Origin of the sequence: Rhizobium sp. 3T7 (genome assembly GCF_020166565.1) — a bacterium.
Taxonomy (GTDB): Bacteria; Pseudomonadota; Alphaproteobacteria; order Rhizobiales; family Rhizobiaceae; genus Rhizobium.
Genome location: NZ_JAIQXS010000023.1, coordinates 73,476 through 85,158, shown reverse-complemented (window position 1 = coordinate 85,158; position 11,683 = coordinate 73,476). Strand labels below are relative to the sequence as shown.

At 59.8% G+C, this 11,683-nt stretch carries 11 protein-coding genes; 8 read left to right on the top strand and 3 right to left on the bottom strand.

Annotation, left to right across the window (positions count from 1 at the left end; genetic code table 11):
• Positions 1-155: 155 nt before the first annotated feature.
• From ung to K9B32_RS24555, 6 genes are all read left to right on the top strand, one after another.
• Positions 156-857, top strand: a complete 702-nt coding sequence (ung, locus tag K9B32_RS24580; RefSeq protein ID WP_224566991.1) for a uracil-DNA glycosylase — start codon at positions 156-158, stop codon at positions 855-857.
• A gap of 139 nt (positions 858-996) precedes the next feature.
• A complete protein-coding gene (locus tag K9B32_RS24575) occupies positions 997-1,929 on the top strand; it encodes a VOC family protein (protein ID WP_224566989.1) in 933 nt (310 codons plus the stop codon).
• Positions 1,930-1,940: 11 nt separating this feature from the next.
• Positions 1,941-2,549: an alpha/beta hydrolase gene (locus K9B32_RS24570; protein WP_224566987.1), complete on the top strand. Its 609-nt coding sequence runs from the start codon at positions 1,941-1,943 to the stop codon at positions 2,547-2,549.
• Between the two features lie 107 nt (positions 2,550-2,656).
• Positions 2,657-2,842 (top strand): hypothetical protein, encoded by a 186-nt coding sequence (locus K9B32_RS24565; protein WP_224566985.1) that lies wholly within the window; start codon positions 2,657-2,659, stop codon positions 2,840-2,842.
• A gap of 174 nt (positions 2,843-3,016) precedes the next feature.
• Positions 3,017-3,499 carry a transcription elongation factor GreA gene (gene greA / locus K9B32_RS24560; RefSeq protein ID WP_224566997.1) on the top strand — a complete coding sequence of 161 codons (483 nt, stop codon included), beginning with the start codon at positions 3,017-3,019 and terminating at the stop codon, positions 3,497-3,499.
• Positions 3,500-3,808: 309 nt separating this feature from the next.
• The gene (locus tag K9B32_RS24555) at positions 3,809-4,654 is read left to right on the top strand and encodes a GNAT family N-acetyltransferase (RefSeq protein ID WP_224566983.1); all 846 of its coding nucleotides are present in this window, start codon (positions 3,809-3,811) and stop codon (positions 4,652-4,654) included.
• On the opposite strand, the gene K9B32_RS24550 is transcribed toward K9B32_RS24555, so the two are convergent.
• On the bottom strand, positions 4,651-5,568 hold the full coding sequence (locus K9B32_RS24550; protein ID WP_224566981.1) for a DMT family transporter: 918 nt from the start codon (positions 5,566-5,568) through the stop codon (positions 4,651-4,653). The two genes, K9B32_RS24555 and K9B32_RS24550, sit on opposite strands and share 4 nt — an antisense overlap.
• 197 nt (positions 5,569-5,765) lie before the next feature.
• Between K9B32_RS24550 and K9B32_RS24545 the strand changes: the two genes are divergently transcribed.
• Together K9B32_RS24545 and K9B32_RS24540 are read left to right on the top strand one after the other, a co-directional pair.
• Positions 5,766-7,064 (top strand): adenylosuccinate synthase, encoded by a 1,299-nt coding sequence (locus K9B32_RS24545; protein WP_224566979.1) that lies wholly within the window; start codon positions 5,766-5,768, stop codon positions 7,062-7,064.
• Between the two features lie 60 nt (positions 7,065-7,124).
• A complete protein-coding gene (locus K9B32_RS24540; RefSeq protein ID WP_224566977.1) occupies positions 7,125-9,494 on the top strand; it encodes a hypothetical protein in 2,370 nt (789 codons plus the stop codon).
• Between the two features lie 72 nt (positions 9,495-9,566).
• Here K9B32_RS24540 and rpoH read toward each other — a convergent pair whose 3' ends face one another.
• Together rpoH and K9B32_RS24530 are read right to left on the bottom strand one after the other, a co-directional pair.
• A complete protein-coding gene (gene rpoH, locus K9B32_RS24535; RefSeq protein ID WP_224566975.1) occupies positions 9,567-10,475 on the bottom strand; it encodes an RNA polymerase sigma factor RpoH in 909 nt (302 codons plus the stop codon).
• A 168-nt stretch (positions 10,476-10,643) separates the two neighbouring features.
• Positions 10,644-11,669, bottom strand: coding sequence for an RluA family pseudouridine synthase (locus tag K9B32_RS24530; RefSeq protein WP_224566973.1), 1,026 nt, complete (start codon positions 11,667-11,669; stop codon positions 10,644-10,646).
• Positions 11,670-11,683: the final 14 nt, after the last annotated feature.

The window sequence follows — 11,683 nt, the reverse complement described above, 5'->3', positions numbered from 1 at the left end:
CTGAATAAGCCCCCGGATGCGCTTGAATTCGCCAGCGATTCGACCGCAATCTACTCAGCGTTCGTAAATAGTGAACCCCGGCGAACAATAAAATGTCTGCCAATTCCCGCTTCGAGGCAAGCTGAAAGCGCATCCAAGCGGACGAGGGACCGTCCATGAATGAACAGTCGATTGCGTTGGAGGAAAGCTGGAGAGAGGCTCTCGCCGGCGAATTCGCTAGTCCTTACATGCAGCAGCTCAAGGCATTCCTCGCCGCCCAGAAACAGGGAGGCAAGCGGATATTTCCCAAGGGATCGGAGTACTTCCGCGCCCTTGACCTGACGCCGCTGGCGGACGTCAAGGTTGTTGTCTTGGGGCAGGATCCTTATCACGGGCTCGGCCAGGCGCATGGCCTTTGTTTCAGCGTTCGACCGGGCGTTCGAATCCCACCGTCGCTCGTCAATATCTACAAGGAAATGCAGAGCGATCTGGGCATTCCGCCGGCTCGGCACGGATTTCTGGAATATTGGGCGCGCCAGGGCGTCCTGTTGCTGAACAGTGTCCTGACAGTTGAGGAGGCCCAGGCTGCGTCGCACCAGGGCAAGGGCTGGGAGCGCTTCACCGACGCTGTCATCCGCAAGGTCAATGATGAATGTGATGCCGTCGTCTTCATGCTCTGGGGCTCCTATGCCCAGCGCAAAGCCGCCTTCGTGGACACGTCACGTCATCTGGTGTTGAAAGCGCCGCATCCATCACCGCTTTCCGCGCACAACGGGTTCTTCGGCTGCGGCCATTTTTCCAAGGCTAATGCCTTTTTACAGGCACGCGGCCGGCTGCCGATCGATTGGCAGCTGCCTGCGGCCCCACATGATGTCTAGGCTCTTTCTGAACGATTTTATCTTGTCGTTCACAAAAAAGAGACAATGCGTTCCGGTCGACGGGACTATTCCGATTGGCCGTTAGCGATCATCTATACCCCATCCGAAGCCCGCGAGGCGGGCAAGAAAGGGGTCTCAAATGCTCGACCAAATTAAGGGCCTCCACCACGTCACATCGATGGCGGAGGATGCCCGCATTAACAACCAGTTCTTCACCAACGTGCTCGGCCTGCGCCGCGTAAAGAAGACCGTGAATTTCGACGCGCCCGACGTCTATCACCTCTATTATGGTGACGAGACCGGTGCGCCCGGCACGATCATGACATACTTCCCGTTCCCGAAGATGCCGCAGGGTCGCCCTGGAACCGGCGAAGTCGGAACCACGGTTTTCTCGGTCCCGCAGGGCTCGGTCGGCTTTTGGAGCGATCGCCTGAACAAACTTGAGGTCACCGGTCTGAAAACCGAGGAAACGTTCGGTGAAAAGCGCCTGAACTTTGCCGGTCCTGATGGCGACGGTTTTGCCCTTGTCGAAGTCAAGGATGACAATCGGCTGCCCTGGACGCACGGCGGCATCAGCGAGGATCATGCGATCCGCGGGTTCCACTCGGTTGCCATGCGATTGCGCGATGACGGTGCCACGTCGGAACTGCTGAAGTTCATGGGCTACGAAGTCCAGCAAGAACGCGATGGCGTCAAGCGTCTGACCATTCCGGGTGGAAATGGCGCGCATCTCGTCGATCTTGAAATGATGCCGAACGTTTCACGCGCTTTGCCGGGTGCCGGTTCAGTCCACCATGTCGCCTTCGCCGTAGAAAACCGCGAGAAGCAGCTCGAAGTACGCAAGGCTTTGATGGACACTGGCTATCAGGTGACGCCCGTCATCGATCGCGACTACTTCTGGGCGATCTACTTCCGTACGCCGGGCGGCATCCTGTTCGAGATCGCGACCAACGAGCCGGGTTTCAACCGTGACGAGGACACTGCGCATCTTGGCGAAGCATTGAAGCTGCCACAGCAGCATCAGCACCTGCGCGCTCTTATCGAGCAGCACCTGCAGCCACTTGAAGCGTAAGGAGACGCGCGATGACCGATAACAGCTATGTGCACCGGCTGCAGGTCGGTGCACCTGGAAAGCCCATCCTGTTCGTATTGCACGGAACGGGCGGCGACGAAAACCAGTTCTTCGATTTCGCGCGGCGCCTGCTGCCGGAATCGACGATCGTCTCGCCGCGCGGCGACGTCTCGGAGTTTGGTGCGGCGCGTTTCTTCAAACGCACTGGCGAGGGCGTCTACGACATGACAGACCTTGCCCGCGCAACGGAGAAGATGGTCGCTTTTGTCGGAACGCTGGCGAAAGAACATGAGGCGACCGATATCCTCGGACTTGGCTTCTCCAACGGGGCAAATATTCTTGCCAACGTGTTGATCGATAAGGGACTGTTCGATGCATCGGTGCTGATGCATCCGCTGATCCCGTTTCAGCCGAAGGCGAACACCGCACTGGCTGGGCGCAAGATACTGATCACCGCCGGTGAGCGCGACCCGATCAGCCCTGCGCCCGTCACGAGGGCCTTGGTCGACTATTTCGGAGCCCAGAATGCTTCTGTCACGACGGAATGGCATGCAGGCGGGCACGATATCCGGCAGAACGAAATCGACGCCATTCACAGGTTCTTCGAGCCATATCGCTAGGCGGCTCTTGTCGGATGGCCCATCGGCCATCCGATGGGCCTCATTCGAATGCGGAGGGGGATAATCCACTCGCCCCGATCGAGCCGTCCTATCCGAGAAAAGGCCTGGTGTTCGGTATCATGGCCATTCTGGCGTTGGGCACCGGCGTTGTTGGCGCCTTGTTGCGGGAGTTCTTTATTGGCGGCTTCACGAGCGAAGATCAGGAGCGGGCGGGGATATTTGGTAGGCAACGAGTGGGATTCGCCGAAACGGGCAAGGCGTTTTGCGGCGGCTCGTTTGGAAGGCAAGAGTAAGGTCGTCGTTCTGGTGGCCGCTGTGCCCATTGAAAGAGATGGTATAAGGTCGATTGCGGCGGCACCAACGGGTCGGTGTCGCCGGGCTATTGCTGGGTATGCGCGGTTCCGATCAATCCGCACCTATCACATGCGCTGCGAGACAACAGAGAGTACCAAAGCGGAGTTTCGAAATTGAGTGTTGCCTTCGTCAAAGAAGAAAGTGCCGAAGCTGCTTCAGAAACGCTTTTGCCTGACCGTCCAATTTCGCCGCATCCGAACCTCGTTACGGAAGCGGGATTGAAGGCTCTGGAATTGCAGCTGCAGCAAGCTCGCGAGGCCTATGATGCTGCGAGCACAATCGAAGACGTGAACGAACGACGCCGGCAGGCCGCGAACCCGTTGCGGGATCTACGCTACTTTGCTGCACGGGTCCGCACGGCGCAGGTTATCCCTGATCCGATTTCATTTGGTACCGTTGCCTTTGGAAGCACCGTGACCTTCAGCCGAGACGACGGGCGCGTGCAGACATATCGGGTCGTGGGAGAGGACGAAGCTGATCCCAAAGCCGGATCGATTTCCTTCGTATCGCCGGTGGCAAGAACTCTCATCGGCAAAACCGTTGGAGATGTGGTCGGTGTCGGGGGTCAAGAGCTTGAGGTCATCGCCATCTCGTAGGTGTCTTCATTTTGGCATGCTGCGAATGCGACGGCCTTACAAGACTTTTCGAACAGGCTATGGGTCTCTAATTCTGAAGCTGGCCGCGTCTTCATGTTCTCTTAAGTAATTATCTTGAGATTGTAATCTCGCTGTTCCATGATGATTGCGATGCGAAGAATTTCGGGTCGTGCTTCATGACGATCGCTGCAGATCGCCTTAGCCGTGAACATGTTGCTTCGCCGTCGGCTGTCTTTACGGCTGTTGGACTTTGATCTTTATTTGTTTCGCAGGTGCTTGCTTGCGGTCGATCTGATTTAGGGACGTTGTATGAATTCGGAGTTTGCCGTTCGCCCGATGCGACCCGGTGAGTTAGAGCTAGTGCTCGAGTGGGCACGTCAGGAGGGATGGAATCCCGGCCTCGACGATTCAATTGCCTTCCACGATGCGGACCCGTCCGGGTTCTTCGTTGGCGTGCTCGGGGAGGTGCCGGTCGCCTCGATTTCTGTCGTGAAGTACGGCGAGGATTTCGCCTTCCTTGGGCTTTATATCGTCCATCCGGATTTTAGGGGTAAGGGCTACGGCAAAGCCATCTGGAATGTCGGAATGATGTCTGCGCAAGGTCGCAGCATTGGCCTGGACGGTGTCCCCGCGCAGCAGGACAGTTACCGCAAGGCGGGCTTCGAAGAGGCCTATAGGACGGTTCGGTATGGCGGTATGATTTCTGCCGTGCCGAAATCAACGCTGTTGGCACATGCCGTATCGGACAAGCTTGACGGATTGCTGCGCTATGACGCGACGATCTTTCCGGCTCCGCGGCCGTCGTTTGTGGCGTCGTGGTGTGCAACGCGCAAGGACCGGCACTCGGCTGTGGTGCGCAAGAGTGGCAAGATTCGCGGCTACGGAACCATCCGTCGTTGCTATGAAGGCTACAAGATCGGCCCGCTGTTTGCGGCCGACAAGGATAGTGCTGCAGCGTTGCTTTCGCTGCTGGCGCCTCATGCCAAGGGAGCGAAGGTCTTCATCGATATTCCGACCAGCAATGGCGAGGCAGTCGAGCTTGCCGAGAGCATGGGCTTGGTGCCGGTCTTCGAAACCGCTCGGATGTATCGGGGAACAGCGCCGGTCGTTCCACTGAAGAACGTCTTCGGCGTCACGACGCTGGAACTTGGCTAGTCCATAGGCGAGGCAGGGGCGGTCGAGGCAGCTCTCTGGGGGCGACCTTTCTCGGCGATGGCGATGCCGCCCAAGGCCAGCCCAAGCGCGACCACATGGAAGAGCTGAAGGCGCTCGCCAAGCAGGGCCACCGACAACAGCGTTCCGAAGACCGGCACGAGGTTGATGAAGAGCCCGGCGCGATTTGCGCCGATTGTTTCGACGCCCTTGATATAGAGAATCTGCGCAAGCAAGGAGGCGAAGATCGCCGTGTAGAAGGCAATCAGCCAGCCCTTGTTATCCGGTAGCTGTACCGCACCCTGTGTGCTTTCCCAAATGAGAAGCGGCACTGCGGTCAGGGTCGCGCCGAGCGCGGGGATAGCCATCAGCGTGCGCCAATCGAGCGGCGGCTTCCAGCGCAAAAAAATTGTATAGACCGAATAGGCGGCGACAGCGATCAGCATGAGCCCATCGCCGCGGTTGAGGCCCAATTGCAGCAGAGTCGTCAGCTCGCCATGCGCGGCGGTCAATGCGACGCCGCCGAGTGTCATGGCGAAGCCGACGATTTGTGCCGTAAAGACGCCTGTCCGGAAGAAGACGAAATTCAGCAAGAAGATCAGCATTGGAATGCCGGCCTGCTCGATCGCAACATTGATCACGGTCGTATACTTGACGGCGGAGTAAAGCATGGCGTTGAAGAGCGTGTAGCCGACGACGCCGTAAAAGAAAAGCAGCGGCAGATTCTTGCGGACGATCGGCCAGTCGCGCTTCAATTGCGGTACCGAAACGGCGGCGATGAGTGCTGTTGCAAGGAACCAGCGCAGAAACGTCAGCATCATTGGGCTGACGTGCCCAAGCGCGAGCTTGCCCGCCACCGCGTTTCCGCCCCAGCACAGCGCTGCGACGACGAGAGAAATATAAGCGGCGACCTGCACAGGCGATTCTTTCCGATGACGGGAATGTGGTTCTCAACCTCAGGGTATGATCGGCCAATAGCCCGATGATGGCTGATTTGTCACGTAAAAAGCCGATTCCGGCGGCATAACAGGGTCGCTTTCCCGGTAACAAAGCATTATAGATGCGCGGGTTTGAGAAGGGTGCGGTTAAATCCGCCTTTAACAGGAAGACGTGAATGACGAACGTAGTCGTGGTCGGTTCGCAATGGGGTGACGAAGGCAAAGGCAAGATTGTCGATTGGCTTTCGGAACGTGCGGACATCGTTGTGCGCTATCAGGGCGGACACAATGCAGGCCATACGCTGGTTATCGACGGGACCAGCTACAAGCTGTCGCTCTTGCCATCCGGCGTCGTGCGTCCCGGCAAAATGGCTGTAATCGGCAACGGCGTCGTCGTCGATCCGCATGCGCTGATTGCCGAGATCGAGAAGCTGGAGAAGCAGGGCGTGAAGATTTCTCCCGAGAACCTGCGCATTGCCGACAACGCGACGCTCATTCTTTCCCTGCACCGCGAGCTCGATGCCTACCGCGAAGATGCAGCCTCCAATAGCGGCACGAAGATTGGCACCACGCGCCGCGGTATCGGTCCGGCCTATGAAGACAAGGTTGGCCGTCGCGCCATCCGCGTGATGGATCTCGCCGATCTCGATACGCTGCCGGGCAAGGTCGACCGCATCCTGACGCATCACAATGCGCTGCGCCGCGGGCTTGGCGTCGCTGAAGTCAGCCACGACACGATCATGACGGAACTGACGTCGATTGCCGATCGGGTGCTTCCCTACCGCGATACCGTCTGGCTTTTCCTCGACAAGGAACGCCGCAAGGGCGCCCGCATCCTCTTCGAAGGCGCGCAGGGCAGCCTGCTCGACATCGACCACGGCACCTATCCGTTCGTGACGTCCTCGAACACGGTTGCCGGTCAGGCTGCTGCCGGTTCGGGCATGGGGCCGGGATCGCTCGGCTACATCCTCGGCATCACCAAGGCCTATACGACGCGCGTTGGTGAGGGTCCGTTCCCGACGGAGCTGCATGACGACATTGGCCAGTTCCTCGGCGAAAAGGGCCACGAATTCGGCACCGTAACCGGCCGTAAGCGTCGTTGTGGCTGGTTCGATGCGGCGCTCGTCCGCCAGTCGGTTGCAACCAACGGTATTACCGGGATCGCGCTGACGAAGCTCGATGTTCTCGACGGCCTGGAAGAACTGAAGATCTGCGTCGGCTACAAGCTGGACGGTGAGCAAATCGATCATCTTCCCGCCAGCCAGGGTGCGCAGGCTCGCGTCGAACCGGTCTACATCACGCTTGAAGGCTGGAAGGAATCGACGGTCGGCGCCCGCAGCTGGGCCGATCTGCCGGCCCAGGCAATCAAGTATGTCCGCCAGGTCGAAGAGTTGATCGGGGCGCCCGTCGCTCTCCTGTCTACAAGTCCTGAGCGAGACGACACGATACTTGTGACCGATCCGTTTGAGGATTAAGGTCTCGGGTCATTATTCGTGCGGTTCGCGGCGCGAACCGCACTCCTAGAGAAAGTACGAATGGCGGATTTTATCGCAGTTATCCGGCGGGCGGTTGACGGCCTGTCTGAAAATACTCCCGAGATGCGGGTGAAAGTCTACGAGCGCGCTCGCGGTGCTGTGCAGCGGCAGCTCGAGAATATGAAGCCGCGCCCTCCGGAAGCGATGTTGCAACGGCAGCTTGACAAGCTGGAGGCAGCAATTCGCGAAGTCGAAGCGGAACATGCCGAAGCCGTTCCTGCCGATGATGCTGCGCCCGCGGCCGAGCCTGCGCTCGATGCAAGCGCCGATGCTGTCCATGAGCAGGAAGCAGTCGCTCCCGAACCGCTTGCGAGCGAAGCCGCAGTCGAAGAGCCAGCGCATGAGACGGCGGCCCACGAAGATCACGTGGCAGCCGAAGAACCTGCGCCTGCCTACGAAGAGCCAGCCCCTGATCACGAAGAGCCTGCGCCTTATTACGAGGAGCCTATCGCTGCTGAGCCGGAACATATCGCGCAGCAGGAGGAACGTTGGGCGCATGAAGAGCCGCCGGCTCCTGTCGGCGAAGCCGAGCCTGTCGAACACGGGCACACTGCTGCTTCCGAAGAGGTTGTCCACGAGGATCAGCACGGTCACGAGGAACACGTTACTGCGCCCGAGGAGGCGCTTGTCGAACCGACCGAGCCGACCTACGAGGAACCGGCGCTGCAGCCGATTGCGCGCGACTACGACCTGACCAACCGTCTGGTTGAACCGGTCCTTGGGCTGGATCGTCCACCGGAAGAATTCGTGGATCGCAGTCAGGAGGAGCCGCTGCAGGCGGATGCCGCCGGGCATTTCGATCCGGTGTGGGCTGAGCCCGTAGAGGAAGCGCCCGCGCCGCCGGCCAAGGACGCGCAGACGGATTGGGCGCTTGAAGAACTCAGGCAGTTTTCGGAAGCTGCGCCAGTTGCTCCTGCAAATGAAGCGGCACGCGCGTTTGAAGATGTCATCGCAGGGATCGACCATACGCCAGGCGGCGTGAAGATGCCCGCCGCGAACGAGGGCTTTTCCTGGGAGGCTGCGGCCTTCGACGATCTGCCGCCGATTGAAAACGGCAAGAAGGTTCAGATCAACGCCCATTTCGATGACGGCGATCTCTTTTCGGAGGTTCATGGTACGCCGGCAGCAAAATCCGCTTCGGAGACCAATCCGGCCTGGCAGGAGGCCAAGCCGCTTCGCGGATACGACAACCGTGGCGTCGTTGCCGAGGATGACGATGGCGCGGCCGATCTCGACAGTGCCGTTGCCGCGAAATTCCAAGGCAAGAATTTCCGGATGGAGCCGAAGCGCCGTCGGTTCGGTATCGGCTCCATCGTGACGATTGTCGTTGCGCTGGGCGTGGTGGGCGGTGGCGGATATGCCGCCTGGACCAATCAGGACGCGCTGTCGTCAATGGTGAAGAACCTCGTCAGCACCGCTCCCTCGCAGAGCGCGAAGAACGAGCAGACGCTTGCCAAGCCCGATGCGGCAACGCCGCAAACCAGCGACGCAAAGCCGACTGATGCTAGCAAGGAAGTTGCTTCCTTGAATGACGGCGCTTCCGTCAACAACAAGTTCAACCAGCGGCTTCTTGCCGATGGTACAGAGGTCGACAGCGGTCCAGCCACGGTCGCGGGAACGCCGACGGCGGAAGGAAAGTCGGTGGCCGAACAGAACGTTGCTGCGGCTGATACCACGCCGCCAGCGGCGTCAACGCCTGCGACAGGTGCCCCGGCTGTGACCGCGCCAGTTGCGCCGCCGCCGGCGGCCGAAGCCACGCAAGCCGCGCCGCCGCCGGCGGCCGGAGCCACGCAAGCTGCGCCGCTCGGTTCCACCGAGAAGATGTTCTTGTACGAGGAGCGGATCGGCCAGAGTTCACCGACGGCCATCCAGGGCTCGGTCGTCTGGAGCCTCCAGCACGAGGCGGGCTCGGACGGCAGGCAGGAAGCGACGGTACGGGCGACGGTAACCGTTCCTGAACGGAACCTGTCGGCGCAACTGACCTTCAAGCGCAATTCCGACCCGTCGCTGCCGGCGAGCCACATCGTCGAGGTGGTCTTCTCGCTGCCGCCGAATTTTGAAGGCGGTGCCATCGAGAGCGTCCAGCGTATTTCGATGAAGCGAACCGAGCAGGATCGTGGCGACGCCCTGATTGCCGTTCCTGCAAAGATCACCGACGATTTCCACATGATCGCACTCAACGATTATCCGGATGCGCGCAAGGCGAATCTCGATCTCCTTTCAAGCCGCGACTGGATCGATATCCCGATCACCTATCGCAACGGGCGCCGTGCGCTTCTGACGATGCAGAAGGGTTCGACGGGCGGGGAAGCGTTCAACGCCGCGATCAAGGAATGGGCTGCTTTCGGCGACGTATCGACCAGCCAGTGATTGCCGGTTGAGACAAAAAGAAAGGGCGGGACCATCCGGTCCCGCCCTTTTCATTTGAAAAGAATTTTTGCCTCAGGCCGTGGCTTCGACGACCCGAACGGCCTTGGCGCGTTCGAGAGCCTCCTTGCGGACAGCATCCTGGACCTTTTCGAAGGCGCGGACCTCGATCTGACGAACGCGTTCGCGGCTGATGTCGAACTCAGTCGAGAGATCCTCGAGGGTTACCGGATCTTCAGAAAGACGGCGTGCCTCGAAGATGCGGCGTTCACGGTCGTTCAGAACGCTCATCGCCTTCGCCAGCATGTGGCGGCGCGTGTCGAGTTCATCCTGCTCGATCAGAACATCTTCCTGGCTATCGTGGTCGTCGACGAGCCAATCCTGCCATTGGCCGGATTCGCCTTCCGAGGCTTTTATCGGTGCGTTCAGCGACGCGTCGCCTGACAGGCGGCGGTTCATCGAAACGACCTCCTCCTCGGAGACGTTCAGCTTGGTGGCGATCTCGGCGACGTGTTCCGGCTTCAGGTCGCCGTCGTCAATGGCCTGGATACGGCCCTTGAGGCGACGCAGGTTGAAGAACAGCCGCTTCTGGTTGGCGGTCGTACCCATCTTCACCAGAGACCAAGAACGCAGGATGTATTCCTGGATCGAGGCCTTGATCCACCACATGGCATAGGTGGCAAGACGGAAACCGCGTTCCGGATCGAACTTCTTGACGGCCTGCATGAGGCCGACGTTACCCTCCGAGACGACTTCGCCGATCGGCAAGCCGTAACCACGATAGCCCATTGCGATCTTCGCAACGAGGCGCAGGTGACTGGTGACGAGCTTGTGTGCGGCTTCGCGATCGCCATGTTCCGCGTAGCGCTTCGCCAGCATATATTCCTGCTGCGGCTCCAGCATCGGGAACTTGCGGATTTCGTCGAGATAGCGATTGAGACCGGCTTCGCCGGCGGTAATGGACGGCAAGTTATTTCGGGCCATAAAGCACCCTCCTATCTGAATTCCGGTTCCCGATGGAACGCGCCCCTGCGTCGAAAGGCAAACCGGGACGTGCGGCTTTATCCAAGCCCGCACTAAGTCAATGTACAGATAAGTGTGGCGGAACAGGGGTTCAAGGCCGCACACCGGTTCACGATGGCGTTACTTTGGCTAGGCGCGGAGTGCGCTTGCCAACTCTTCCATGTCCTCGGGCAGCGGTACTTCGAAGTGCATTACTTCGCCGGTGCGCGGATGCTCGAATTGCAACATGTAGGCGTGAAGCGCCTGTCTTCCGAAGGCGTTCACGGTCTTCCTGGCGGTATCCGGAAGGAGGTTCGCCTTTGTCTTGAAACCTGCTCCGTAGACAGTGTCGCCGAGCAGCGGGTGGCCGATATGCGCCATGTGCACGCGGATCTGATGGGTGCGGCCGGTCTCGAGGTGGCACTCGACGAGCGAGGCGAGCGACGTCGCATCGGGGTTTTCGTGGAAGCGCTCGAGAACTTCGTAGTGCGTGATTGCTTCGTCGGCATCCTGCGTCTCGGGCCGTTTGACGGCTCGGCGCGTACGATCGCCGACGGCTCGGCCGAGCGGGGCATTGATCGTTCCGGTCAGCGAACGGGGACGACCCCAGACGATTGCCTGGTACGCGCGCTCCAGCGGCATGGTCCGCCCGTGATCGGCAAACTGCAGCGACAGGTGGCGATGGGAGATGTCGTTCTTGGCGACGACCATCACGCCCGTCGTGTCCTTGTCCAGTCGGTGCACGATGCCCGGACGGCGGACGCCGCCGATGCCGGAAAGACTGTCGCCGCAGTGATAGATCAACGCGTTGACGAGCGTGCCCGTCCAGTTACCAGCCGCCGGGTGCACCACAAGGCCGGCGGGTTTGGAGATCACGATGAGGTCATCGTCTTCGTATAAAATGTCGAGCGGAATATTTTCGCCCTGGGGCGTCGGATCCTCCGGCTCGGGCAGCACTATCTCAAAGATATCACCTGGACGCACCTTTTTCTGCGGATCGGCGAGGACCTTGCCGGCCACAGAGACCTGGCCTTCCTTGATCAGCGCCTTCACGCGGCTGCGCGAAAACTCTTCGCCAAGCTGTGCGGTCATCCACGCGTCCAGACGGCCTTCGGCGTTCTCGTCGGCGGTGAGGACTTTTCTAATGCCGGATGCTTGTTTAAAGGGGTCGCTCAAGACGCTTCTTCTCC

Coding starts and splice junctions, on each gene's coding strand:
- K9B32_RS24540 (WP_224566977.1), top strand. CDS start 7,125: ATGGCGGATTTTATCGCAGTTATCCGGCGGGCGGTTGACGGCCTGTCT.
- K9B32_RS24570 (WP_224566987.1), top strand. CDS start 1,941: ATGACCGATAACAGCTATGTGCACCGGCTGCAGGTCGGTGCACCTGGA.
- ung (WP_224566991.1), top strand. CDS start 156: ATGAATGAACAGTCGATTGCGTTGGAGGAAAGCTGGAGAGAGGCTCTC.
- K9B32_RS24555 (WP_224566983.1), top strand. CDS start 3,809: ATGAATTCGGAGTTTGCCGTTCGCCCGATGCGACCCGGTGAGTTAGAG.
- K9B32_RS24575 (WP_224566989.1), top strand. CDS start 997: ATGCTCGACCAAATTAAGGGCCTCCACCACGTCACATCGATGGCGGAG.
- K9B32_RS24545 (WP_224566979.1), top strand. CDS start 5,766: ATGACGAACGTAGTCGTGGTCGGTTCGCAATGGGGTGACGAAGGCAAA.
- rpoH (WP_224566975.1), bottom strand. CDS start 10,475: ATGGCCCGAAATAACTTGCCGTCCATTACCGCCGGCGAAGCCGGTCTC.